We start from the raw sequence: 23,981 nt of genomic DNA on the forward strand, positions 1-23,981 counted from the left end.
ATGTTGTAGCCCGGGCGAGGCGTACGCCGACCCCGGGGCGTCACCGTGGTTTACGCGTTCACCCACGCCAACGTAAACCCATCCCACCCCTTAATGCCGACCGTTTGCAGCGCCGTGACCGTCAGGCGCGGATCGTTATGCATCATCTCAATAAACCGACGCACGCCGAGCACGCGGTCGTCTGTGCTGTTGGGGTTGGTTACCTCTCCGTCGCGCACCACGTTATCGCCGATGATGAGCGTGCCTGGGCGAGAATATTTCAGCGCCCATTGCAGGTAATAAGGGTTATTTGGCTTATCGGCATCAATAAAAATCACGTCAAACGGCGCGGCATCCTCAAGCGTTGCCAAAGAATCCAGCGCCGGACCTTCACGCAGCGTCACCACGCTATCAAGCCCGGCGAGTGCGATATTCTCTCGCGCCACACGGGCGTGCAGCGGATCGGCCTCGAGGGTAATTAACCGCCCATTCGGCGGCAGTTCGCGTGCCATCCAGATGGTGCTGTACGCGCCTAACGTACCAATCTCCAGAATGGATTTTGCCCCCACCATACGGATAAACAGCGCCAGCAGTTGCCCCTGATTGGCCGCCACGTCGTGCGCGGGCAGGCCAGCGCGATGGTTGTTTTCCAGCACCTGAGACAGCACGGCATCGCCGGGAATCAGGTTATCGATTAAATAATTATCAACGTCCGACCACTGTTTTTGCATTGTGACACCCCTTGGGATTTGTCAGCCTGACAGCGAAGACCAGCCGCCTCCTAGCGACCGGTAAAGATCGATTTGCGCCAGCAGCAGATTATTTTTCACCTGTACCACGCTGATTTGCGTTGAGAACAGCGTTCGCTGAGCATCCAGCACATCGAGATAAGAAGAGTAGCCGTTGTTATAACGATTCTGTGCTAGCCGCAACGTCTCCTGTGCCACCTCCTCCTGACCCTGCAATTCAGTCAGTTGCTCGCCGTAGCGGGTAATGGCATCGAGGCTGTCGTTGACCTCTTTAAACGCGCTGCGCACCGTTTTTTCATAGCTGTACAGCGCCTGATTGCGCTGGGCCATCGATACGTCGACCTGCGCATTCAGCGCCTGACGGTTGAGCAACGGCGCAAGAATACTGCCGCCAATACTCCAGAGTCGCAGCGGGTTATCGAGCAGGTCTGGCAGCGTGCGGTCCTGGAAGCTGCCGGTTGCCGTCAGGTTAATCGACGGCAGAAGTTTGGCCTGCGATGATGCCAGAGTCGCATCGGCGGCGATCAGCTGGCGCTGGGCCTGAGCGATATCGGGGCGGCGATTAAGCAGCGTAGAGGGGAGCTGCGACGGCAGCGAAAGCGGGGTGAGTGTATCAAACGCGTTGCGTTTCACTTCGCCGGGGTTATTGCCGAGCAGCACGCTAAGAGCATTTTCCTGCTGGGCAATTTGATGGCGCAGCAGCGGCACCTGAGCACGGGTAGAACGCAGCGCTGAGTCCGCCTGCATCAGTTCGAGGCGGGAGGTGTAGCCGGTTTCATACTGGCGCTTTGCCAGCTTATATGCCTCTTCCCGCGACTTTAGCGTTTGTTCTGTGACCTGTAGCTGCTCGTCGAGCGACAGCAGGGTGATATAGCCGACGGATACCGAGGTCGCGACCGTCAAATCTGCGGCAGCGGCGGCGGCTTTTTGCGCCTCCAGAGTTGCCTCAGCGGCATCGGACGCGCTGCGATTCGCCCCCCAGAGATCAACATCGTAGCTGGCGGTCAGCCCGCCTTTATAGACGGTGCTGTGAATCGGTAACCCCGTAGCGGCAGACTGCGCTCGGGCGCGGGTGCCGGTCAGCCCGGCGTCCAGCGTGGGGAACAGGCTGCCATCGGTGGCATAGGCGCGCGCCTGATATTCATTCACTCGTTCGCGGGCGATCAGCACATCGCTGTTGTAGCGTAGCGCCTGGTCAACGTACTGGTTGAGCACGCTGTCGTGAAAATTGCGCCACCATACCCCCTCGACCGGGCTTGTAGGGCCAATATCGGCGCGCCAGGCGGCAGGAATAGCCAGCGTCGGTTCGGCTCGCTGCACGTCGGCTGACTGGCAGCCGACCAGCGCGAGAGCCAGCGCAAGGGCGACGGGGCGGATCATGGTTTCGTCTCCGCGCGGGTATCTATCGTCACCTGTACCGACATCCCCGGGCGCAGACGCTGCAGGTTTTTCTGTCCTTCATCCACCGCAATACGCACCGGAATTCGCTGGGCGATTTTGACAAAGTTACCGGTGGCGTTATCCGGCGAAATCGCGCTGAATTCCACGCCGGTGGCCGGTGAAATGCTCTGCACGATACCGCTGAATTTCTCGCTGTTGAGCGCATCGACGGTAAAGGTCGCCGGCTGGCCGATACGCACTGTTGCAAGCTGAGTCTCTTTCAGATTGGCGATAACCCAATGCTGCGGCGGCACCAGCGGCGTTAAGTGCGTTCCGGCGGTGACGTACGCGCCAAGCCGCACGGCGATTTGCCCAAGCTGGCCGTCGGTGGGGGCGATAATGCGCGTGTTTTGTAGGTCAATCTCCGCCAGCTCCAGCGAGGCTTTGGCGTTGGCCACGTCGGCCTCCAGCGCGTCACGGTTGACGATGGTGGTCTGCAGATCCTGCTTTGACATCTCCAGCGTCGCCTTCGCCTGCTCAATATCCGCCGTCCCCTGAGCGGCGCTGGCGCGGGCAGAGTCACGCTCACGAACCGACAGCGAGCCGTCTGCCGTCAGATCCTGGACGCGCTTTAAATCCGCCTGCGATTTCAGATTCTGCGCGCGGGCGTTTTGCAGCACCGCCTCATTGCGGACAATCACCGCTTCGGCGCTTTTGCGCTGCTGGAGGTTATTGCGCAGCACCGCTTCCTTCATTGCCAGCTGCGCCTGTGCCTGGTGTACGCGCTGCTTATAGATGCGGTCATCAATCTGGAACAGCACCTGGCCTTTTTTGACCTGGTTAAAGTCCTGCACGTTGACCCCGGTGACGTAGCCGCTGACCTGTGGGCTGATAAAAGTGGTCTGGCCGCGCACGTAGGCGTTATCGGTAAACTGACTGTGGCGGGTAAACGGCGGTAGCTGCCAGGCGTACAGAATCACCAGTACGCCGACGAGGCCGATGGCCGCAGCGGTAAAAATGGATACCACGCGGATATTGTTTCGGGTATTGGCCTGTTGTTGGGCCGCATCCTGCTGACTCATAACGACTCCAGATCTCTCTTGTTGTTATTTGCTTCCCGTCGCACGTTTCAGCGCGATATGGGCGGTAATACGCAATCTTAATAATCGCCAGAACACCCACAGCAGCGTGGCGGCAGAAATAGCCGCCGTCAGCAGATAAGTGTCATTGTAGGCGAGAATATTGGCCTCCAGCGTGGAGAGGTTTTGCAGCACGGTACTGGCCTGAACGTTCAAAAGCACGCTATCGCCAAGCTGGCTCTGATACTGCTGGGCGTAAAGCTGTAGTCGCTCGTTAATCACCGGATTGAGGGTGGTTATCTGGTCGGCAAGCTGGCTGGAGTGAAACTTCTCGCGCCAGGTCTGGAAAGTGCCGAGGATCGCAGAGCCGAGCAGGCCGCCAATGTTCTGGCTCATGCCAAACAGCACCGAAAAGCTCACCAGATTTCGCTGATCGGCAATCACCCCGCCGATGCCCGCGAGCATGGCGGGCGCGAGGAAGAAGGCGCTGCCAAAACCGAGCAGGAACTGGCTGAACATTAGCTGGTCCGGGCGCGTCAGGCTGGTCGACTGGCTATCCAGCAGCGAGGCTACCATGATGAGGGTCAGCGCCGTGGCGGTCGGCCAGTAGAGGCGGCGCGGGTTAAGCGTCAAACAACTGGCGATAATCCCGCAGGTAATACCGGCAAAAATGGACCAGGCCAGCGTCGTCATCTGCTCATTTTGCAGACCTACGTACTGAAGCCAGCCGATCACGCCAGTGTTCTGCTCCGCCAGCACGATGCGGATCAGCACCATAATCAGCCCCAGGCGCAAAATACTGCCGCTGGAGAGCCAACGGGTATTGAGCAGCGGGTTGGTGCGGTTATGTTCAAAGATAATGGCCGATACGATCAGCACCACCGCCGCTGCGAGCGACCAGCCAATCCACGGCGCTTCAAACCACCAGTCAAGACGGCCCAGCGACAGCACGGCGCAAATCAGCGCCATGCCGGGAGCCAGTAGAATAAAGGTAATAAAATCCTTCTTCTCGAACACTTTTTTGCGATCGCTCGGCGGCAGCTTAAGGGCGATAACGCAGGCCAACGATACCAGCGCTAGCCCCAGTTCGAAGAAATAGAGCCCGCGCCATTCATCGATTTGCAGCAGTTCGGTAGAGAACAGGCGAGCGATGGGGATCGCCAGCGACGAGCCGGTTATCCCAATGGTCAACGCCTTCAGGCGGTGTTTTGCCGGCCAGGCCTGCACCTGATAATAGATCCCGAGCGAACTTAGCGCTGCGGCCACCATGCCGTGGGCGGCGCGCACCATCAGCGCGGAACTGAGGTCGTTGACGAACAGGTGAAAGAAGGTGACCAGTACGTAGAGCACCAGAAAGCCTTCGGTAAACGCCCGCAGGCCAAACTGCTGACGGAATTTCACCAACAGCAGGTTAATCGAGACGTTGGTCATCACGTACACGGCAGGCAGCCAGGCAATTTCCGTCGACCAGGCGGCAAACGAACCCTGCAGGTTTTGTAGGTTAGCGGTGACCACCGCGTTGCCCAGCGCCCCGGTCAGGCAGACCAGCAGGCCGACGATGCCGTAGGCCACGCGTTTCGGTGCGCTGTGAATAGGCGTTGACGGTGAGCCGAGGATCGCCGGTTTTTCGTGGGGCGCCCAATCGTGCGGGGCGTAAGGGTCGCGGCGCGGTGGAGCCATTATTTCTTCTCCACTTCGCGCAGTAACCGGGTCAGTACGTTGTGGGTGATCTCTTGTTCTTCTGGGGTAATGACCGTCAGAATTTCTTCACGCAGTTCATCCGCCACGGCTTTCACCTGATGATAAAGTTCAAGGCCTTTTGGCGTCGCGACCAGCAGTCGCTTACGTTTATCGCGCTCGGTGAGCACTCGCTCGACCAGTCCGGCCTCTACCAGTTTGTTAATCAGCGGCACCACGGTGGCGCTTTCTACACCCAATTCCTGAGCAAGTTCAGCTTGCGATAGCGGCTGTTCGTTGCGCGCAATGCTGGCAACGGCGACCCATGTGGCCTGGCTCATGCCGAGGTCTTTCAGCCGACGGTTTACCGCCAGCCGCCAGTGATGGGCGGTGAGATAGAGGAGATGCGAAAAATTAAGCTGACGGTTATCCATAGGCGATGTGTTCATGATCATTAGAGCTCTAATGATTCTACGTTCGCCGAAAACCATAATTCAAGTGAATGTGAAAAATAAATGTTATAGGAAGGAGATTATTTGTTTGCTATACGAATGCTTCTGTCGCCCGGCCAAGCGAAGCGCCGCCGGGAAAACACCCGGAGTCGGCGTTAACACGCCTCGTCCGGGCTACGGATTAAATCTGACTGGTCTGCGCATTCACCGAAGCCGCGTGATTTTTCCGACGACTGGCAAAGAAAATCGCCGTCAGAGAAATCGCCACCGTGACCGCCAGATACCAGGCCACGGGTACCCAATCGCCGTTGTATTTTGCCAGCAGACCGGTCGCAATCAGCGGTGCAGTACCGCCTGCCAGCGCGGCGCCAATCTGATAGCCCAGCGTGATACCGGTATAGCGTACGTTGGCGCTAAAGATTTCTGAGCACAATGTTCCCAGCACGGCGGTAATCGGTGACCATAGAATCCCGAAGGTGATAACGGTCGCGAGGGTGATCCCCCAGGTGGTGCCGGTGTTGAGCAGCAGGAACCACGGCACGATAAACAGACCCAGCAGCACGACGCTAATCGCGTACATCCGCTGACGACCAATCTTGTCGGAGAGCAGGCCCATCAACGGGATCATCACCGTGGAGACCAGCGCACCGAGCGTCACCGCTTCCAGCACCTGCGACTTCTGATAGGTCAGGGTGGTGGTGGCGTAACTCACCACGAAAGTGGAGAAGATATAGAACGGAGCCGTTTCCACCACTTTCAGGCCGGCCGCGATAATCACCTCGCGCCAGTGATTGGTCAGCGTTTCGCGCAGCGGTGCTTTAGCCACTTTACCGGAGGCTTTCACCTTCTTAAATTCCGGCGTTTCGTCGATATCTTTACGGATCCACAGGCCAACCAGCACCAGTGCCGCGCTCATCAAAAACGGAATGCGCCAGCCCCAGGAGAGGAACTGTTCTTCACTGAACAGGGTCATCAGCGAGACGATAAAGGTCGCCATCAGCATCCCAATGGTTACGCCTGCCTGCGGAATACTGCCGAAGAAGCCCTTACGTTTTTCCGGCGCGTATTCATAGGCCAGCAGCAGCGCGCCACCCCATTCACCGCCGATGCCAATCCCCTGAATGATACGCATCAGAATGAGTAAAATCGGTGCCCAGATGCCAATCATGTCGTAGGTTGGCAGCAGGCCAATCATCACGGTTGCACTCCCCATCAGCGACAGGGTTAACACCAGCGTCTTTTTACGACCGATACGGTCGCCAATGTGGGCAAAAATCACCCCACCAATGGGGCGAATAAAGAAGGTGAGCGAGAAAGAAAGATAGGAGAGGATCAGGCCGATGACTGGGTCAACCATCGGGAAAAAGATCTTATTGAACACCAGTGCGGCTGCTGTTCCGTATAAAAAATAGTCAAACCATTCAATGGAACTGCCGGTCAGGCTAGCAATCAGGACCCTCTTATTCTTTTTCAGGATCGTGGTGCTACTTTCTTGTATTGTCATTAAGAATAACTCCCGCCACATTGGGTTAAAATCAGGTGTCACCTTTTAGGGGTGAATGGTGCAACCTGGATTGTGAAAAAGGTTGTGTGTTTGTTAAGCAACTTAGATATGAGCGTTATCTTTGGCAAGCGTATCGTCAAAATTTGCGAGCAAAAATGAGAACCATTTCCATTTATTGCCTCTTAAATTTTGCGATATGTTGGTTTTAAATTCTAAAATACGATGAGTAAATGGCGTTTTATTCAGGTGCAACCGCACTGTTTTTAGACGTTTCTGGTTATTTCAAGATTGTTACAAAATGGCGGGGCTGAGGTAAATTTATGCCCTGCAATTGCGCGTAGACGAAGGGAGTAGAGCAGGTGATGAACGTGTCAAATTTACCGCAGGAAACGCTGAACGCTGCGAACGTGCTGGGGCGTTGGCTGGCACAAAATGATTTTGCCGCGCCGCCGCAGGCTTCACAAACGCAGTGGGTGGTGATGGCAGGGAATGCCGTGATGCCAACCATTGAGGCGGCCTGTCATTTGGTGAGCGAGCACGGCGGTTCGCTGCTGATAAGCGGCGGCATTGGTCATTCGACAAATTTCCTCTATGAGGCCATTGCCCAGCACCCGCGCTATCAAAGCATTAGCTGTGATGGCGAAGCCGAGGCGACGCTGCTGGCGGAAATTGCCCATCGCTTCTGGCAGATCCCGCGGGAGCGAATTGTGGTGGAAGACCAGTCAACGAACTGCGGTGAGAACGCCGCGTTTACCCGCCGGGTGATGGAAGAGAGAGGTATTTGTCCTCAGACGGCGACGGTGGTGCAGGACCCAACCATGCAGCGCCGCACGATGGCGACCTTTACCCGCGTCTGGCAGGGTGTGGATAATGCCCCGCGCTGGCTCAGCTATCCGGGCTACATCCCGGAACTGCTCAATACGCCGGAAGGCGTCAGCTACCGCCAGCCTGCGGTTGGGCTGTGGCCGGTATCGCGCTATCTGTCGCTGCTGCTTGGTGAAGTGCCTCGCCTGCGTGACGATGCCAGGGGTTACGGGCCGCGCGGGAAAGATTTTATTACTCACGTCGATATCCCCGCTGAAGTCGAAGCCGCCTGGCAGCACCTTTCAGCCGACCCGCTACTTCAGCAGATCTTAGCCAGTCGAACTATGGCCTGACGTTAATCCGGCCACTAACCTGGCCGGGCTAGCGGAAACTCCACTGCACGCTGACCACAAATATCGACGGCAGAATAATGCCGCTTTCAATACCGAAGTAGTCGGTAAAGTTGTACTGCAGCCCGTGGTAAATATACGGTGAGAAGCCCACGCCGGTGATTTTTTTCGCCGTGTGGTAGGTGCCGGAATCGCCGCAGTGGCTGAAGGCATCAAAAAAGAACTCGCCCGTATAGGCGTAAACGCCTTTAAAGGTCCAGCCCTTATTCTGGCCGCTGCCCTGGAGCCAGTCACGACGAACGCCCAGCGACAGGCAGCGGTCAGCAAAGCTGTTCTTCATTGTGCCGACCAGCAGACTGTATTTTGAATCTTCAGAGAACTTGCGTTCGATGGAGAAAAAGTCGTTATTGAATTTTTCGTTATATTGACCGTGGTTGCCGCTCATATGGTAGACAAAGGAGCCGGTATTAACGGAGTAGAGATTTATCTCATCTGCAACGCTGGAGGCGGCCGGCAGCAGCGCCGACGCAAATGCCAGCACGCTGGGTATTTTACGCATTTTAAAACTCAGTAAAGCCAGAAAGAAAAAACATTGCGCTACATGATAGGTCTTTCGCGATAAACCTCGGCTAAACCAGCGCTGCATCCTGCGGAAAATTAGCGCGCTATCTTTTCGCGTCGCTTCACAGAAACAGACATAATCGGTTGGAAAAGTTGCCAGAGTGTATATGTATTTAACAATATTTTTACTTGTTAACGACCTAACACAGACAGGAGCAGCTCATGACGTCACCCGTACAACACCCGATGTATATCGATGGTCAGTTCGTCAGCTGGCAGGGCGATAGCTGGATTGATGTGATTAACCCGGCAACCGAAGCATGTCTTTCCCGTATTCCTGATGGTGATGCCGAGCACGCGAAGCAAGCGATTGATGCCGCTGAGCGCGCACAGCCAGCCTGGGAAGCGCTGCCAGCGATTGAACGTGCCGGATGGCTGCGCAAAATTGCCGCTGGCATTCGCGAGCGTGCGGCGGAGATTAGCCAGATGATTGTTGCCGAAGGCGGCAAAATTCAACAGCTGGCTGAGGTTGAGGTGGGCTTCACCGCTGACTATATCGAGTACATGGCTGAGTGGGCGCGTCGTTACGAAGGGGAGATCCTGCAAAGCGATCGCCCCGGTGAAAATATCTTTGTCTTTAAACGTGCGCTGGGGGTGACCACCGGTATTCTGCCGTGGAACTTTCCCTTCTTCCTGATTGCCCGCAAGATGGCGCCAGCGTTGATTACCGGTAATACCATCGTTATCAAACCAAGCGAGTTCACACCGAATAACGCCATCGCCTTTGCTGAAATTGTCCATAAAATTGGCCTGCCGAAAGGCGTTTTCAACCTGGTGCTGGGGCGTGGTGAAACCGTGGGCCAGGAGCTGGCGGGTAACCCGAAGGTGGCGATGGTCAGCATGACCGGCAGCGTGGCAGCGGGTGAGAAAATCATGGCGGCGGCGGCAAAAAATATCACCAAAGTGGGACTTGAACTGGGCGGTAAAGCTCCGGCGATCGTGCTGGATGATGCCGATATTGAGCTGGCGGTGAAAGCGATTGTCGACTCGCGCGTGATTAACACCGGGCAGGTGTGTAACTGCGCCGAGCGCGTCTATGTGCAGAAAGGGATTTACGATAGCTTCGTTAATAAACTGGGTGAAGCGATGAAGGCCGTGGCCTTTGGCGACCCGGCGAAACGTAACGATATTGCGATGGGGCCGTTGATTAACGCCGCCGCGCTGGAGCGCGTAGAGCAGAAAGTGGCGAAAGCCGTCGCCCAGGGGGCGAAGGTGGTGCTAGGAGGCAAAGCGGTAGAAGGCGCCGGTTATTTCTACCCGCCAACGCTGCTGCTGGATGTGCGCCAGGAGATGAGCATCATGCACGAAGAGACCTTCGGCCCGGTGCTGCCGGTAGTGATGTTCGATACGCTGGACGAGGCGCTGAAGATGGCGAACGACAGTGACTACGGTCTGACTTCATCGGTCTATACCCGCGACCTCAACCAGGCGATGAAAGCCGTGCGTGGACTGAAGTTTGGCGAAACCTATATCAACCGCGAAAACTTTGAAGCGATGCAGGGGTTCCACGCCGGCTGGCGTAAGTCCGGCATCGGCGGGGCAGACGGCAAGCATGGGTTGAACGAATACCTGCAAACGCAGATGGTCTATTTGCAGACGCAGGGCTAAGTGCTATTCCCGGCGTCGCGTTGCTCGGCCGGGCTACATTCAGATTTGTAGCCAGGCCAAGCGAAGCGCCGCCGGGATCTCACCGAACTACACCTTCGTCGCAATCCAGTTCATCATCAACCGTGGCCACACCGCGACCGGCAACCCCTCGGCATCGCGAATACCAAACCCGTGCCGCCCCTGTTCAAACAGATGCATCTCCACCGGCACCTGCTGGGCATGCAGTGCATTGAACAGCGCCAGGCTGTTTTCCACCTTCACAGCCGGATCGTCAACCGCATGCAGCAAAAAGGTCGGCGGCACCTGACGATCGACACGTTTTTCCAGCGAATAATGTGCACGCTGCGCCGGGTCTGGCGTATCGCCAATCAATGCACGGCGAGAGCCGGGGTGGCCAAACCCTTCGTCCATGCTGATAACAGGGTAGGCCAGCGCCATAAAGTCAGGGCGGGCGGAGACCTCATCAATCTCGTCCAGCGGCGGATAGGCTTTCTCCAGATAGCGAGTACCCAGGCTTGCCGCCACGTGCCCGCCAGAGGAGAAACCGAGAACGCCGATTTTGTCAGGAGAAATATGCCAGTGCGCAGCCTGGCTGCGGAGGGTGCGCATTGCGCGTTGAACATCTGCCAGCGGTGCATTGGCACCTTCCTGGTGACCGTCTCCCGGCATGCGATAGGTCATCACGAATAGCGTATAGCCTTGAGCGGTAAAGTCGGGGGCGAGCGCCGTACCTTCTTTATCCAGCACCACGCGCTGATAGGAACCGCCAGGCGTCACCAGAATCCCCACGCCGTTAGGATTTTCGGGCTGAAACACCGTTATTTGCGGCGCACGAACGCCGGTGACCGCGCGATCCCACGCGCTGCTGCCGGTGTGGTCGCGTTCTAGCGTGGGCGTTACAGTACTGGTGCTGGCGCCCGGCGCATCGCCGCCGGGCCAGAGGGTGAACGTGGTGGATGTGCGGGCTGCCTGGGCCATCCGTGTCAGTAATAGATCCTGGGGTGTTGCGTTCATGGCATCCTCAATCGGTTTGATGTAGCGCGAATTATCTCTCCGCGCGGGCTATTTTTGCCTCGTGTTCCAGTAGCCAGGCTTTGCGGGCAATGCCGCCGCCATACCCGGTCATGCTGCCGTCTTTGCCGATCACCCGATGGCAGGGAATAACGATAGCAATACGATTTGCGCCGTTGGCCGCCGCAACGGCACGGGCGGCGGTCGGTTTGTTGAGCGTTTCGGCCAACGCTTGATAGTGGGTGGTTTCGCCGCAGGGTAGCAAACACAATGCCTGCCAGACGCGGCGTTGAAAGTCACTGCCGGGAGTATCCAGCGCTAGGGTAAATCGCTGGCGCTGTCCGGCAAAATACTCGCTAATCTCTTTTTCAGCTTGCCGGGTATGAGCATTTTGCCCGGCGATAATACGGGCATTCAGCAGGCGCTGGATGTCGCTAAATTCGGTTTCCAGCATGCGGCGGTCAACAAACTCGAGCAGGCACACTCCACGTTCGCTGGCGCAGACGAACATTGGCCCAATCGGCGTGGTAAAGCGGTGAATTAACAGCGACGGCTGGGCCGTTGCCGGAGAGTGGCCGGTGAGCTTTTTATAGGTATAGCCGAAGCCGCTGAGCGACTCGTAGCCGCTATCAAAAGCCACATCCGTGGCGCTGCGTCCGCTTTTCAACTCCTGCAGGGCAACGTTAACTCGCTGCATTCGCTGGAATGCCTGAAAGGTGATGCCGTGATGGTGTAAAAACCAGCGCCGAACGCGCTCCGGACTAATGTGGTTTTCACGAAGCTGGGTATCGCTGACGCGCACTTTTGGCGTTTGCCGCACCAGCGCCAGCGCCTGCTCGATAAAATCCGGCGCGCTGCAGGCGTTTTCGGTAGGACGGCATACCTTGCAGGGGCGAAAGCCTGCGTCGAGCGCCGACTTAAAATCACGGAAGAACTCCACGTTTTCCCGCTTTGGTTTTCGCGCCCGGCACACCGAAATACAGAACACCCCGGTGGTTTTTACTCCGACGTAGAAAACGCCGGTATACTCCGACGCCCGCGCCAGCAGTGCCTGGTACCAGGTGTCGCACTGGACACTATCGGTGACTTTCATCGTCGAAGACTCCTGCAAAGGACGGCTGATGGCGAAGGGTTAACAGTAGATCGTTTAGCCGGGTTTGTATTGCACTATGTACCGCATTACCCATTGAAATGCGACGTACCCCAAGTTCTGCCAGCGTGGCGAAATCGGCTAGAGCGGGAATCGCCATCACGTTCAGCGGTAGGGTGGTTTGCTGGACCAGAGTGGCAATATCCTGTGAACGGTGGACGCATGGCACAAACAGCCCATCGGCACCGTTTGTCGCATAGCGAGTATTTCGTGACAGTGTCACTTGTAGTGCATCAGGTTCGCCGAGCAGAAAGGCATCGGTACGCACGTTTAAAAAGAGCGGGCAATCACTGGCATCGAGCGCTTTGCGTATATCTCGCAGTTGATGAGCGAAACCGTCAGCATCTATCAGGCGTCGTACACCGTCGTGAACCCGGCTGTCTTCCAGATTCACGCCTACCACGCCAAGCGCGCTCAGTTGCAGCAAATTCTCCACAATGCCATCGACGGTGTCGGCATATCCGGCTTCCATGTCCACGCTGAGTGGTAATGACGTACAGGCGCGAATACGGCTGACCAGATAGCGTAGTTCGGCAAAAGGAAGACCTTCGCCGTCGGCGTAGCCCAACATGGCCGCGATGGCGGCGCTGGACGTTCCCATCGCCTGATACCCGGCGTTCTCGGCTGCCAGCGCGCTAGGTACATCCCACACGTTGGCGATAAGCAGAGGGTGAGGTTGGTGGTGTAATTGGCTGAAGTTCATCGGGTTCTCCGGTTGTGTGTGCAAACGGAGTGTGACGCGACAGGCAAAATGCCAGCAACCGAAAATCGGACGACCATTTTTGACGGGGAAGACGGCGGGGGCATGATGCCGCCCGCCGGAGACGTTACATTTTGGCGAATTTTTCCAGCACGCGAATAAGCTGGGTCACAAAGCCATATTCGTTATCGTACCAGGAGACGGTTTTAACCAATTGCAGGCCGCCCGCTTCGGTCACTTCGGTTTGGGTCGCATCGAAAACGGAACCGAAATGGGTGCCGATGATATCGGAAGAGACAATCTCCTCTTCGGTATAGCCAAACGATTCATTGTTGTGCGCCGCATTCTTCATCACCTGGTTAACCTCCTCGGCGGTGACTTTCTTACCCAGGATAGAGACCAGTTCAGTAACTGAGCCGGTTTTGGTCGGCACGCGTTGGGCGTGGCCCTTCAGCTTGCCGCTCAGCGCCGGGATCACCAGACCAATGGCTTTGGCTGCCCCGGTGGTATGCGGAATGATGTTCTCTGCTGCCGCACGTGAGGCGCGCAGATCTTTACCGCGCGGGCCATCAACCAGCGACTGGGTGCCGGTGTAGGCGTGAATGGTGGTCATGGTTCCGACTTCAATGCCAAACGCGTCGTGAAGGGCTTTGGCCATTGGCGCCAGGCAGTTGGTGGTGCACGAGGCGACGGAGATAATCTTATCGCTGGCGTTCAGCGTATCGTCGTTGACGTTAAAGACGAGGGTTTTCATGTCGCCCGCAGGGGCGGAGACCAGCACTTTTTTCGCCCCGGCATCAATATGCGCCTGCGATTTTTCCGTCGAGGTGTAGAAGCCGGTGCATTCGACAATCAGCTCTGCGCCCTGGGCAGTCCAGGGAATGTTTTGTGCCTCTTTTTCGGCGTAAACGGTGATGGTTTTACCATTCACAATCAGCGCATTATCGTTGTAATCCACGCTCCACGGGAATGGGCCGTAGTTGGAGTCATGCTTTAACAGATAAGCCAGAACTTTGGGGGAGGTGAGATCGTTAATTGCGACCACTTCATGACTGCTGGATACTTCCAGTAAACGGCGCAGAACCAGACGACCGATGCGCCCAAACCCGTTAATGCCAATTTTACTCATGGTGCTCTCCTGTCAGTGATGGGGTGTCAGCCCAATATGCGTGCGTCAGATCGATTCAATGAATAAGTGTGGTTTATGTATTTCACCTGTCCAGGCTTAGTTCAGCGCGCCGGGAAGGGCAACGCTGTCGCGAAAATTTAATTTGTATCGATTTGAAAAAGTTAATGAAATTTTAACGAATCGCGGCTATTTTGCTTTTTTATGTTACTTCTCAGAGTATTTTGGCGATGAACGATAAATATTCCCGCTTACAAATTGCCATCCACTGGCTGGTCTTTCTGCTGGTGGTGGTGGCCTATGCGGCGATGGAGCTACGCGGATTTTTCCCCCGCAGCGACCGCCCGGTCATTAATATGATTCACGTCTCCTGCGGGACTAGCGTACTGGTGCTGATGGTGGCGCGTCTGCTGATTCGCCTGAAGCGTCCGGCGCCGCCAATCGTGCCGAAGCCAAAGCCGATGATGACCGGCATGGCGCACCTGGGGCACCTGGCTATCTACCTGCTGTTTATCGCACTGCCGCTGATTGGTCTTATCATGATGTATAACCGTGGTAACCCGTGGCTGGCGTTTGGTATCACCATGCCGCACGCGGCGGAGGGGAATTTCGACCTCGTCGATACGCTTAAACACTATCACGTGTTCCTCGCCAACCTCGGCTACTGGCTGATTGGTCTGCATGCGCTTGCCGCACTGGCTCACCACTATATCTGGAAGGACAATACGCTGCTGCGCATGATGCCGCGCAAGCGTTAACAGGCTTTCAACTCCCTGGGCTCTGCGCTACCATAAGTCTTATGTCTGACGTATGAGTGGAGAGAACAGGGTGTTCGCAGATTTTGGTGTACTTAATTACTGGACCTATTTGCTCGGGGCCATCTTTATTATTCTGGTGCCGGGGCCGAATACCTTCTTCGTGCTGAAGACCGGCGTGTCGCACGGTATCCGCAAAGGCTATATGGCGGCGCTCGCGGTGTTTATTGGCGACGCCGTTCTGATGTCTCTCTCGTTTGCGGGCGTCGCTACGCTGATTAAAACCACGCCGGTGCTGTTTAATATTGTGCGCTACCTGGGGGCCATTTATCTGCTCTATCTTGGCGGCAAAATGCTCTACAGTACGCTGAAACGTAAAAATGCCGAACACGATGAAGCGGCCGAACCGGGCCACGCTATCTTCAAACGTGCGTTAACCCTGAGCCTCACTAATCCGAAAGCGATCCTGTTCTACGTGTCGTTCTTCGTGCAGTTTATTGACGTTCACGCGACAACTCCGGGCCTGGCGTTCTTCATTCTCGCGGTGACGCTGGAGCTGGTGAGCTTTACCTACCTGAGCTTCCTGATTGTCTCCGGCTCGCTGGTAACGCGCTATGTGAAAACGCGTAAAAAACTGGCGAAAATCGGTAACAGCCTGATTGGCCTGGTGTTTGTCGGCTTTGCCGCGCGTCTGGCAACGCTCCAGTCCTGATAACTTTCCTGGCCCGATACCCCTTATCGGGCCAGTCTGTTTTATTCCTTTTCACATCACGATAACGGCGCAGGCCGGTCATCACATCCCCGTAATAAACGTCTAAACTTAGAGCTCTGGATGCGTAAACCCGCGCCGCTTGCGATATGCTCTTTCGCGCATTTGAAAAAAATAAAACATTTATTTTACATCAACACAATGAGATTGATAGTATACCCCCCTATACTATCGGAGGAGCTATGCCGCATTCACTCGAAGACAAAAAACGGGCATTAAGCCGAGTGCGCCGTATTAAAGGGCAGGTTGAAGCGCTGGAACGCGCGCTGGAATCGGGTGACTCGTGCCTGACCATCCTGCAGCAAATTGCCTCGATTCGCGGGGCCTCTAACGGCCTGATGGGCGAGATGGTTGAAATGCACCTTAAAGATGAACTGGTCAGCGGTGAAACCACGCCGGATCAGCGGGCGCTGCGCATGGCTGAGGTCGGTCACCTGCTTCGGTCCTATTTAAAATAATCCCCATAATGGAAAAGAGAGTTATGAAATCACGTGCTGCAGTTGCGTTTGGCCCAGGTCAGCCGCTGAAGATTGTGGAAATTGACGTTGCGCCGCCGAAAAAAGGCGAAGTGCTGGTCAAGATCACCCATACCGGCGTTTGCCATACCGATGCATTCACGCTGTCAGGGGATGACCCTGAAGGCGTGTTCCCGGCGGTGCTTGGCCATGAAGGCGGCGGCGTGGTAGTTGAAGTGGGTGAAGGGGTAACCAGCCTCAAGCCGGGCGACCATGTTATTCCACTGTATACCGCAGAATGCGGCGAGTGTAAGTTCTGTAAATCGGGCAAAACCAACCTGTGCCAGGCGGTACGCGCCACCCAGGGCAAAGGGCTGATGCCGGATGGTACCACCCGTTTCTCTTATAACGGCGAACCGATTTATCACTATATGGGTACCAGCACCTTCAGCGAGTACACCGTCTGTGCCGAGATCTCACTGGCGAAGGTGAACCCGCAGGCGCCGCTGGATAAAGTCTGCCTGCTGGGCTGTGGCGTAACCACCGGTATCGGCGCAGTGCACAACACGGCAAAAGTTAAAGAGGGCGATACCGTGGCGGTGTTTGGCCTCGGCGGTATTGGTCTGGCAGTGATTCAGGGTGCGGTACAGGCAAAAGCTGGACGCATTCTGGCCGTGGACACGAACCCGGAAAAATTCACCCTGGCGCGTGAAATGGGCGCAACCGACTTTATCAACCCGAAAGACTACGATAAGCCGATTCAGGATGTGATTGTTGAACTGACCGACGGCGGCGTGGACTTCAGCTTCGAATGTATTGGCAACGTCAACGTGATGCGTTCGGCGCTGGAATGCTGCCATAAAGGCTGGGGCGAAAGCATTATCATCGGCGTTGCCGGTGCGGGTCAGGAAATTAAAACCCGTCCGTTCCAGCTGGTGACCGGTCGCGTATGGCGCGGTTCAGCATTCGGCGGCGTGAAAGGCCGTACCCAGTTGCCGGGCATGGTGGAAGAGGCGATGGCGGGCAAAATTCAACTCGACCCGTTTATTACCCACCGTCTGCCGTTAGACCAGATCAACGAAGCGTTCGATCTGATGCACGAAGGGAAATCTATCCGTACCGTCATTCATTTCGGCGATAAATAATCCTCCCCCTAACCAGCGGGAATGTCCCGCTGGTTCTCTGAAGTGTGACCCGCCTTGCGTTTTGCACCATTGCTGATAACAAATCAGCGCTAATGGCCGATGACTCTATTACTTACCTCAAGTACAAGAGAGTCACTCATGGAAAAAAAATCCGCGCAGCCGCGTCGCGCACAAAAGGTCGGCTTCTTACATCATATCCGTCTGGTGCCGTTCTTCGGCTCGGTGCTGGGCGGCATTCTGGTACTGTTCGCGCTGAGTTCAGGGCTGGCGGGTTATTTTATGTGGAAGGCCGATAACGACCAGCGCGACGTTACCCAGGAGTTGCAGGTGCGCGTGGGGCTTTCCGACAGTGCCAACTATCTGCGCGAAGCCCGTATCATGATGATTCATGCGGGTGCGGACAGCCGCATTGCTGAAATGGAGAGCATGAAGAAAAACCTGGCGGCGGCAGAAGACAGAATCAAACGCTCTCAGGATGGGTTTAAGCTCTACGTCAACCGTAGCGTGAAAACGCAGGCGGACGAAGCACTGGATGCCGAAATGAATCAGCGCTACAACGCCTATTTAGAAGGGATGGCGCCGATGCTGAAATACGCAAAAAACGGCATGTTTGAAGCCATCATCAACTATGAAAGCGAGCAGGCCCGCGCGTTCGACGACGCGTACAACGATGTGCGCAACAAGGTCATTACTATTCGTACCGCTCGTGCCAACCAGCTTGCGGAGCTGGCCCACGACCGTACCCGTCTGGGTGTGATATTTATGATTGGCGCGTTTGTGCTGGCGGTGCTGATGACCATCGTCACCTTTACCACCCTGCGTAACGTGGTGATCCTGCCGCTGCAGCGCGCGGGCGTACGCATTGCACAGATTGCCAATGGTGACCTGACGATGCCGGATGAACCGGTAGGGCGCAGCGAGATTGGTCAGCTCAACGGCCATCTGCAAAAAATGCAGCACTCTTTGGTGCAGACTGTGGGCAGCGTGCGTCAGGGGGCGGAAGAAATTTATCGCGGCACTAGCGAAATCTCCGCTGGCAATACCGATCTCTCTTCTCGTACCGAGCAGCAGGCGGCGGCGATTGAACAGACGGCGGCCAGCATGGAGCAGTTAGCCGCAACGGTGAAACAGAATGCCGAGAACGCCCATCATGCCAGCAAACTGGCGGAGGACGCATCGGGCAAAGCAACGCGCGGTGGTCAACTGGTCTCCGGCGTGGTGTCGACGATGGGCAGCATTTCGACCAGCTCGAAGAAAATCTCTGAGATAACCTCGGTCATCAACAGCATTGCTTTCCAGACCAACATTCTGGCGCTGAACGCGGCGGTGGAAGCGGCGCGCGCGGGTGAGCAGGGGCGTGGATTTGCGGTGGTAGCGAGTGAAGTTCGCACGCTGGCAAGTCGTAGCGCCCAGGCGGCGAAAGAGATTGAGGGGCTGATCAGTGAATCGGTCACATTGATTGAACGCGGCTCAGGCGAGGTGGTACGCGCGGGGACGACGATGACCGATATTGTGGATGCGGTAAAACGCGTAACCGATATCATGCTGGAGATAGCGGCTGCCTCTGATGAGCAGAATCGCGGTATTCAGCAGGTGAGCCAGGCGGTCACCGAGATGGATAACGTGACTCAGCAAAACGCCTCGCTGGTGGAGGAAGCCTCTGCGGCGGCGGCTTCGCTGGAAGAACAGGCGGCACGCTTAACCGAAGCGGTAGGTACCTTCCGCTTACAGTCCAGTGAGCGCGTTGAAACGGTCAAAACGATAGTAAAAGCCCCGTTTAACTCCGCTCGCCCGGCGGCGGCTACCGCAGGTGCGGATAACTGGGAAACGTTTTAAGCGAGTGCCTTGCCGGATGGCGGCGTAAACGCCTTATCCGGCCTACCAAAAAAAAGCCTCGTCACCGCAAGGGTGGCGAGGCAGTGTAGGCCTGATAAGCGCAGCGCCATCAGGCACAATACGCACACGGAAGTTCGACTATCAGTGGCTATCCGGCAGCGCGTAGGCAATGATGTAGTCACCACGATCCGGCGACTGGCGTGCGCCACCCGCGTTAATCACGATGTACTGCTTGCCGGTCTTTGGCGACACGTAAGTCATCGGGCCCGACTGACTGCCAACCGGCAGACGGTCTTTCCAGATCTCTTTCCCGGTTGCGGTATCAAAGGCACGCAGATAGAAATCCTGAGTACCGGCGAAGAACAGTAGGCCAGACTGAGTCGAGAGCGACGCGCCAAGCGTTGGCATACCGATAGGAATTGGCATATGCATGCGGATCCCCAGCGGCCCGGTATCTTCAACCGTACCAACCGGTACCTGCCAGACGATTTTCCCAGACTTCAGGTCCACCGCAGACATGGTGCCGAACGGCGGTTTCTGGCATGGAATACCCAGCGGTGACAGGAAACGCTCGCGCATTGCGCCGTACGGTGTACCGTCCATCGGTACAATACCCATCTCTATACCGCTGGCATTCTTCGCCACTTTGGCGCGTGGCACCATATAGTTTGCCAGCCCCAGACGCATATCGTTGACGAACATTAGGCTGTTGTTCGGGTCAACCGACACGCTGCCCCAGTTCATCCCACCCAGTGAGCCAGGATACTGCAGGGAACGGTCTTCCCCTGGTGGGGTGAAGATACCCTGATGACGCATCTCTTTAAACTGGATGCGGCACAGCAGCAGGTCGACCGGCGTAGCGCCCCACATATCGGACTCTTTCAGCGTTTCGTTGCCGATCATCGGCATACCCACGGAGTAAGGCTGAGTAGGCGAGTAGCGCTCGCCGGGCACGTTGCCTGCTGGAACCGGACGTTCTTCGACTTTGGCTACCGGCTCACCGGTTTCGCGGTTGAGCATAAAGATCATGCCCTGTTTGCTGGTCTGGACCAGTACCGGCGTGGTGCCGCCTTTACCATCTGGCAGGTCGTATAATAGCGGCTGCGAAGGTAGGTCAAAGTCCCACAGGTCGTGGTGGGTGGTCTGATAGTGCCAGCGCACTTTACCGGTGGTGGCGTCTACCGCCACGATGGAGGAGCTGTACTTATCGTCGAGTGCGGTACGTTCCCCGGCCCAGAAGTCAGGCGTAGCGTTACCGGTCGGCAGATAGACCAGGTTCAGCTTCGCGTCGTAAGACATCGCGGACCAGACATTCGGTGTACCGCGGGTATAGGTCATCCCTTCCGGCGGCAGACCGGTGAGATTCGGGTTACCCGGGTCCCACGCCCAGGCGAGTTTGCCGCTATGCACATCGTATGCGCGCACTACGCCGGGCGGTTCGCCGGTGGAGAAGTTATCGGCCACGCGACCGCCGACGATCACCACATTACCCGCCACTAATGGCGTAGAGGTCTGCTGATAGTAGCCCGGCTTGATATCGCCCATCCCAATGCTCAGATCAACCACGCCGTGGTCGCCAAAGTCGTCGCACACCTTACCGTTATCGGCATTGATAGCGATAAGACGTGCGTCGGTGGTCGGCAGGAACAGACGACGTGGGCAGGCGGCAGGTTGAGCTGTCGGTGCCTGTGCGTTAACGGACGAGTGGTCTTCAAAGTAGCCCAGACCGCGACAGCGCTGCCAGTTAGGCGCAGTGGCTTTCGAATCGTAGCGCCATTTCTCTTTACCCGAGTCAACGTCCAGCGCCAGTACTTTGCTGTACGGGGTGCAGACGAACAGGGTGTCGCCAACCTGCAGCGGGGTGTTTTGATCTTCCGCACCTGAACCGTTGCTTTGCGGAATATCGCCGGTATGGGCAACCCATGCCACTTGAAGCTTATCGATGTTCTGCTTATTGATCTGGTCTAGCGCCGCAAAGCGGTCGCCGTGGGTGGTATTACCCCAATGCTCCCAGTTTTTCTGCTCGTCACCGGGTGCCACCGGCTTAACCGGCACCGCTTCGGTTGCTGAAACCAGCGTTTGCGGCTTGAACATGCCGCCCATGCTGACCAACAGTACAACGGCAATCACGGCGGCAAGACCAAAGGCCGGGCCTTTTTTGGCTGGCTGAATGCGCGACATAAACGGCCATACCAGCGCACAGAGAAATGCCAGCACGCCAAAGGTAAACAGGCGCGAGAAAAGTGGCCAGAAATCCCAGCCTGCGTCGCTGATTGACCAGGCAATCGCCACGATAAACGCCAGCGCGTACAGCACGATCCCGCCACGGCGCTGACGAGCGATCAGAATGGCGCTAATCACCATCACCAGCCCCATCAGAGCAAAGAACCAGGTGCCGCCGACGCTGGCGAGCTTCGCCCCCAGCGCCCCGACAGCCAGGCCGACGATCAACATCAGCGCGATAAGAAGCCACTGCAGGACTCGTGGGAATCCTCGTGGCACGTTGCCAGTTGCCATACCGTTCTCCTTAAAACAGCAAAGATGCACGATTGAACCAGATGGTAATCTGATGTCGTGCTTATGTTTTGAATGAAATGAAATCCAGCTTCTAACAAGAGCTTGTAGCTCACTGCTTAGGTCCGATGTGAACCATTTGGTTAACTGATGGGTATGATAGATCTGTTAAAATGCATTGCGCAATTGTTAATAAAATATTTCGCATTAATTGGCTATTGGGCGGTAGAATGGTGAAGAGAACCAAAAGAAGCTTTATCTGATGCAGGGCAATGAAGTTTGTATCCTTACCATTGCCTGCGCACCCCTTCAGGCTATATGCAACTTTTTGCGTAGATAGAACGCTCTTTTGAAGCTAGTATAACGTCATTATAAGAATTAACGGAATTGAACATATGTTTTGCAAATATAGATTATATAAATGGCTATGCAAAACAGTCTACCGGTTGTCCCATAGCCCTGCGTACAAGCACAACAAAAATTTATGGCCTTTCTTTAAAGTAAACCGTAATGTCTCTGGGAGAATAGACACTATTTTTTACAATAAAAGTAAGATTGATAATATTTCACATCTTGAAAGTAGTAAAAAAGAACGCCCACTTCTCATTATGGCGACGGGGCCATCGATTAGCAGTATTGATCAACGTTTTTTTGACGACGGGTTTGATTATATTGGTGTTAACGGTGCTATTTCGATGGAATCGATCCGTTATTCCTGGTATGCCATTATTGATAGAGACTTTGTCATTCAACAGATTGATTTTGTTAAGGATATTGTTTCTCGAAATGGATTAATACTTTTCTGTACCTATGCCACACTGGAGTGTATTTTTTCATCGGTACCGGAATATGATATTCGTTGCAAATTTCATGTATTCGAAAGTGCCGCAAACTCAAAAATATATAAATTCTTGCAGGCTACCGTAGTGATTAAGCCAGATGATGAACGCTTCCATTGGCACCACGGTTTCGGCTTTTCCGATAATATTAGTCAAGCCCTGTTTGATTCCGGCACGGTAGCTTTTACCGCGTTACAGATTGGCTGTGCTTTAGGTTATAAAAAAATCTATATTGCGGGTCTGGATATGAACAACTTTAGTACACCACGCTTCTATGAAACGGCACAAAATCGATTAGACACCAGGCTGGATAAAGACTTTGATAGGATCATTCAATCATTTTTTGCAGCACGGGCATACTGTGACGAACATAACATTGAAGTGATAAATTTATCACCAGAAAGTGCCGTTGAAGCCTTCCCTAAAATGCGCTGGGATAGCGTGAAACCGGCCGTCGAAGTGTAGTGTCTCCGTGGCGTAATGCCACGGAGTACATTGATTATGTCGGCATCGATTTACGCACCGCGCTAAGCAACGTCTGCGCACCGGCTGAAAGCGGAGTGTCCACCCGCGTGAGAATACCAATGGGCTCTCCCTGGCCCTGCGTTGCAATCGGCAGGGCGGTGAGGACTCCGCGGCGCAAATCATCCTTCACTGCGCCGGAAGGCACAAACCAGATATAGTTGTAATCGACGGTAAGCTGGCGCGAGAGCGAGGCGGAGAGCGTCTCGATACAACCCGCAGGCATCTTGCAGCCCTGACTTTGCAGCAAGGTTTCCGCGTTCTGGCGTGGGACGGTGCCTTTTGGTGACACCACCACTGGCCACTCCAGTACGCGGCTCAGGGTAATATTCTCGTGCAGTAGTGGGTGATCGGGACGTACCACCAGCTTCAATGACTCCAGGAACAGCAGTTCATAGTTCAGCCCGGTCATCAGTTCCGGGTCAGACATGCGGCCAATCCCCAGATCGATATCCCCGGACTTCAGCGCGGCCAGCAGCATGGTGTTATTCATGGTGGCCACCTGGAGCGTTACGTCTTTTTGCTGCTGGTGGAACTGACCTATCACGGCAGGTAATACACCCAGGGCAGCGGTCGGCAGGGCACCGATGCGTACCACATCATTGTTAACACCTTCTTTACGTATTAACGCCTGACCGGCAGTATTCAGCGCATCAAGCACCTTCACCGCATGGGTTAAAAACTGTTCACCGACGAGAGTCAACTGCGCGCCCAAACGGCCGCGTTCGAAAAGGCGAGTACCGGTAAGTTGTTCGAGTTCGTTGAGCGTCTTGGAGAGCGCTGGCTGGCTTAAATTAAGGGTTTCAGCCGCACGCCCTAAAGTTCCCTGTTGGGCGACGGCTACGAATGTGTGCAGATGGCGCAGACGAATGCGCTGACTAAAGAGAGCATTTTTTTCCATAAGCGATGTTAAAAACAGAGCGGTACGGGTGACAAGTGATGTTGTTTAAATTTGA

At 55.5% G+C, this 23,981-nt stretch carries 21 protein-coding genes; 8 read left to right on the top strand and 13 right to left on the bottom strand.

All coding sequences use genetic code 11. From position 1 onward, the window contains the following. Positions 1 to 50: 50 nt before the first annotated feature. The 6 genes from V6940_RS04030 to V6940_RS04055 form a co-directional block, all read right to left on the bottom strand. Positions 51 to 710 (bottom strand): O-methyltransferase, encoded by a 660-nt coding sequence (locus tag V6940_RS04030; RefSeq protein WP_333494913.1) that lies wholly within the window; start codon positions 708 to 710, stop codon positions 51 to 53. A gap of 21 nt (positions 711 to 731) precedes the next feature. Continuing rightward, entirely contained in the window at positions 732 to 2,108 is a 1,377-nt protein-coding gene (locus V6940_RS04035) for an efflux transporter outer membrane subunit (protein ID WP_333494914.1), read from the bottom strand. Beyond that, on the bottom strand, positions 2,105 to 3,190 hold the full coding sequence (locus V6940_RS04040; protein ID WP_333494915.1) for an HlyD family secretion protein: 1,086 nt from the start codon (positions 3,188 to 3,190) through the stop codon (positions 2,105 to 2,107). Before V6940_RS04040 ends, V6940_RS04035 begins: the two co-directional genes overlap by 4 nt. Positions 3,191 to 3,214: 24 nt before the next feature. After that, positions 3,215 to 4,867: an MFS transporter gene (locus tag V6940_RS04045; protein WP_333494916.1), complete on the bottom strand. Its 1,653-nt coding sequence runs from the start codon at positions 4,865 to 4,867 to the stop codon at positions 3,215 to 3,217. Then, complete coding sequence (locus V6940_RS04050) at positions 4,867 to 5,298, bottom strand: MarR family winged helix-turn-helix transcriptional regulator (RefSeq protein ID WP_333495003.1); 432 nt, start codon at positions 5,296 to 5,298, stop codon at positions 4,867 to 4,869. The genes V6940_RS04045 and V6940_RS04050 overlap by 1 nt, the downstream gene beginning before the upstream one ends. 199 nt (positions 5,299 to 5,497) lie before the next feature. Further along, positions 5,498 to 6,820 carry an MFS transporter gene (locus V6940_RS04055; protein ID WP_442910775.1) on the bottom strand — a complete coding sequence of 441 codons (1,323 nt, stop codon included), beginning with the start codon at positions 6,818 to 6,820 and terminating at the stop codon, positions 5,498 to 5,500. 362 nt (positions 6,821 to 7,182) lie between these two features. On the opposite strand from V6940_RS04055, the gene V6940_RS04060 reads away from it, so the two are divergent. Then, entirely contained in the window at positions 7,183 to 7,977 is a 795-nt protein-coding gene (locus V6940_RS04060; protein ID WP_333494918.1) for a YdcF family protein, read from the top strand. 28 nt (positions 7,978 to 8,005) lie between these two features. Here V6940_RS04060 and V6940_RS04065 read toward each other — a convergent pair whose 3' ends face one another. Then, positions 8,006 to 8,533: a hypothetical protein gene (locus V6940_RS04065; protein WP_442910776.1), complete on the bottom strand. Its 528-nt coding sequence runs from the start codon at positions 8,531 to 8,533 to the stop codon at positions 8,006 to 8,008. A gap of 224 nt (positions 8,534 to 8,757) precedes the next feature. Between V6940_RS04065 and aldA the strand changes: the two genes are divergently transcribed. After that, the gene (aldA, locus tag V6940_RS04070) at positions 8,758 to 10,203 is read left to right on the top strand and encodes an aldehyde dehydrogenase (RefSeq protein WP_333494919.1); all 1,446 of its coding nucleotides are present in this window, start codon (positions 8,758 to 8,760) and stop codon (positions 10,201 to 10,203) included. 87 nt (positions 10,204 to 10,290) lie between these two features. On the opposite strand, the gene V6940_RS04075 is transcribed toward aldA, so the two are convergent. The 4 genes from V6940_RS04075 to gap all read right to left on the bottom strand — a co-directional run bounded on the left by V6940_RS04075 (position 10,291) and on the right by gap (position 14,193). Next, positions 10,291 to 11,217 (bottom strand): alpha/beta hydrolase, encoded by a 927-nt coding sequence (locus V6940_RS04075; protein WP_333494920.1) that lies wholly within the window; start codon positions 11,215 to 11,217, stop codon positions 10,291 to 10,293. A gap of 31 nt (positions 11,218 to 11,248) precedes the next feature. Then, entirely contained in the window at positions 11,249 to 12,307 is a 1,059-nt protein-coding gene (locus V6940_RS04080; RefSeq protein ID WP_333494921.1) for a bifunctional transcriptional activator/DNA repair enzyme AdaA, read from the bottom strand. Then, positions 12,291 to 13,067, bottom strand: coding sequence for an isocitrate lyase/PEP mutase family protein (locus V6940_RS04085; protein ID WP_333494922.1), 777 nt, complete (start codon positions 13,065 to 13,067; stop codon positions 12,291 to 12,293). The genes V6940_RS04080 and V6940_RS04085 overlap by 17 nt, the downstream gene beginning before the upstream one ends. Positions 13,068 to 13,191: 124 nt before the next feature. Continuing rightward, positions 13,192 to 14,193: a type I glyceraldehyde-3-phosphate dehydrogenase gene (gene gap, locus V6940_RS04090; protein ID WP_185668686.1), complete on the bottom strand. Its 1,002-nt coding sequence runs from the start codon at positions 14,191 to 14,193 to the stop codon at positions 13,192 to 13,194. Between the two features lie 227 nt (positions 14,194 to 14,420). On the opposite strand from gap, the gene cybB reads away from it, so the two are divergent. From cybB to V6940_RS04115, 5 genes are all read left to right on the top strand, one after another. Continuing rightward, positions 14,421 to 14,948 carry a cytochrome b561 gene (gene cybB, locus V6940_RS04095; RefSeq protein WP_333494923.1) on the top strand — a complete coding sequence of 176 codons (528 nt, stop codon included), beginning with the start codon at positions 14,421 to 14,423 and terminating at the stop codon, positions 14,946 to 14,948. Between the two features lie 70 nt (positions 14,949 to 15,018). After that, positions 15,019 to 15,657, top strand: coding sequence for a leucine efflux protein LeuE (gene leuE, locus V6940_RS04100; protein ID WP_333494924.1), 639 nt, complete (start codon positions 15,019 to 15,021; stop codon positions 15,655 to 15,657). Positions 15,658 to 15,896: 239 nt separating this feature from the next. After that, positions 15,897 to 16,172, top strand: coding sequence for a metal/formaldehyde-sensitive transcriptional repressor (locus tag V6940_RS04105; protein WP_185668689.1), 276 nt, complete (start codon positions 15,897 to 15,899; stop codon positions 16,170 to 16,172). A gap of 23 nt (positions 16,173 to 16,195) precedes the next feature. Next, a complete protein-coding gene (locus tag V6940_RS04110) occupies positions 16,196 to 17,314 on the top strand; it encodes an S-(hydroxymethyl)glutathione dehydrogenase/class III alcohol dehydrogenase (protein WP_185668690.1) in 1,119 nt (372 codons plus the stop codon). A gap of 138 nt (positions 17,315 to 17,452) precedes the next feature. Next, complete coding sequence (locus V6940_RS04115; protein WP_333494925.1) at positions 17,453 to 19,150, top strand: methyl-accepting chemotaxis protein; 1,698 nt, start codon at positions 17,453 to 17,455, stop codon at positions 19,148 to 19,150. A 141-nt stretch (positions 19,151 to 19,291) separates the two neighbouring features. On the opposite strand, the gene V6940_RS04120 is transcribed toward V6940_RS04115, so the two are convergent. After that, on the bottom strand, positions 19,292 to 21,667 hold the full coding sequence (locus tag V6940_RS04120; protein ID WP_333494926.1) for a glucose/quinate/shikimate family membrane-bound PQQ-dependent dehydrogenase: 2,376 nt from the start codon (positions 21,665 to 21,667) through the stop codon (positions 19,292 to 19,294). A gap of 392 nt (positions 21,668 to 22,059) precedes the next feature. Between V6940_RS04120 and V6940_RS04125 the strand changes: the two genes are divergently transcribed. Further along, positions 22,060 to 22,968 (top strand): lipopolysaccharide core biosynthesis protein RfaZ, encoded by a 909-nt coding sequence (locus V6940_RS04125; protein WP_333494927.1) that lies wholly within the window; start codon positions 22,060 to 22,062, stop codon positions 22,966 to 22,968. A gap of 34 nt (positions 22,969 to 23,002) precedes the next feature. Here the strand turns inward: V6940_RS04125 and V6940_RS04130 are convergent, their stop codons facing one another. Then, positions 23,003 to 23,926 (bottom strand): LysR substrate-binding domain-containing protein, encoded by a 924-nt coding sequence (locus V6940_RS04130; protein ID WP_333494928.1) that lies wholly within the window; start codon positions 23,924 to 23,926, stop codon positions 23,003 to 23,005. Positions 23,927 to 23,981 lie beyond the last annotated feature (55 nt).

The organism is Kluyvera sp. CHPC 1.251 (genome assembly GCF_036759945.1).
In the GTDB taxonomy this organism is placed as follows: domain Bacteria; phylum Pseudomonadota; class Gammaproteobacteria; order Enterobacterales; family Enterobacteriaceae; genus Kluyvera; species Kluyvera sichuanensis.

Excerpts from the sequence above, each read along its gene's own strand:
- V6940_RS04030 (WP_333494913.1), bottom strand. The coding sequence starts at position 710 with ATGCAAAAACAGTGGTCGGACGTTGATAATTATTTAATCGATAACCTG.
- V6940_RS04035 (WP_333494914.1), bottom strand. The coding sequence starts at position 2,108 with ATGATCCGCCCCGTCGCCCTTGCGCTGGCTCTCGCGCTGGTCGGCTGC.
- V6940_RS04040 (WP_333494915.1), bottom strand. The coding sequence starts at position 3,190 with ATGAGTCAGCAGGATGCGGCCCAACAACAGGCCAATACCCGAAACAAT.
- V6940_RS04045 (WP_333494916.1), bottom strand. The coding sequence starts at position 4,867 with ATGGCTCCACCGCGCCGCGACCCTTACGCCCCGCACGATTGGGCGCCC.
- V6940_RS04050 (WP_333495003.1), bottom strand. The coding sequence starts at position 5,298 with ATGGATAACCGTCAGCTTAATTTTTCGCATCTCCTCTATCTCACCGCC.
- V6940_RS04055 (WP_442910775.1), bottom strand. The coding sequence starts at position 6,820 with ATGACAATACAAGAAAGTAGCACCACGATCCTGAAAAAGAATAAGAGG.
- V6940_RS04060 (WP_333494918.1), top strand. The coding sequence starts at position 7,183 with ATGAACGTGTCAAATTTACCGCAGGAAACGCTGAACGCTGCGAACGTG.
- V6940_RS04065 (WP_442910776.1), bottom strand. The coding sequence starts at position 8,533 with ATGCGTAAAATACCCAGCGTGCTGGCATTTGCGTCGGCGCTGCTGCCG.
- aldA (WP_333494919.1), top strand. The coding sequence starts at position 8,758 with ATGACGTCACCCGTACAACACCCGATGTATATCGATGGTCAGTTCGTC.
- V6940_RS04075 (WP_333494920.1), bottom strand. The coding sequence starts at position 11,217 with ATGAACGCAACACCCCAGGATCTATTACTGACACGGATGGCCCAGGCA.
- V6940_RS04080 (WP_333494921.1), bottom strand. The coding sequence starts at position 12,307 with ATGAAAGTCACCGATAGTGTCCAGTGCGACACCTGGTACCAGGCACTG.
- V6940_RS04085 (WP_333494922.1), bottom strand. The coding sequence starts at position 13,067 with ATGAACTTCAGCCAATTACACCACCAACCTCACCCTCTGCTTATCGCC.
- gap (WP_185668686.1), bottom strand. The coding sequence starts at position 14,193 with ATGAGTAAAATTGGCATTAACGGGTTTGGGCGCATCGGTCGTCTGGTT.
- cybB (WP_333494923.1), top strand. The coding sequence starts at position 14,421 with ATGAACGATAAATATTCCCGCTTACAAATTGCCATCCACTGGCTGGTC.
- V6940_RS04105 (WP_185668689.1), top strand. The coding sequence starts at position 15,897 with ATGCCGCATTCACTCGAAGACAAAAAACGGGCATTAAGCCGAGTGCGC.
- V6940_RS04110 (WP_185668690.1), top strand. The coding sequence starts at position 16,196 with ATGAAATCACGTGCTGCAGTTGCGTTTGGCCCAGGTCAGCCGCTGAAG.
- V6940_RS04115 (WP_333494925.1), top strand. The coding sequence starts at position 17,453 with ATGGAAAAAAAATCCGCGCAGCCGCGTCGCGCACAAAAGGTCGGCTTC.
- V6940_RS04120 (WP_333494926.1), bottom strand. The coding sequence starts at position 21,667 with ATGGCAACTGGCAACGTGCCACGAGGATTCCCACGAGTCCTGCAGTGG.
- V6940_RS04125 (WP_333494927.1), top strand. The coding sequence starts at position 22,060 with ATGTTTTGCAAATATAGATTATATAAATGGCTATGCAAAACAGTCTAC.
- V6940_RS04130 (WP_333494928.1), bottom strand. The coding sequence starts at position 23,926 with ATGGAAAAAAATGCTCTCTTTAGTCAGCGCATTCGTCTGCGCCATCTG.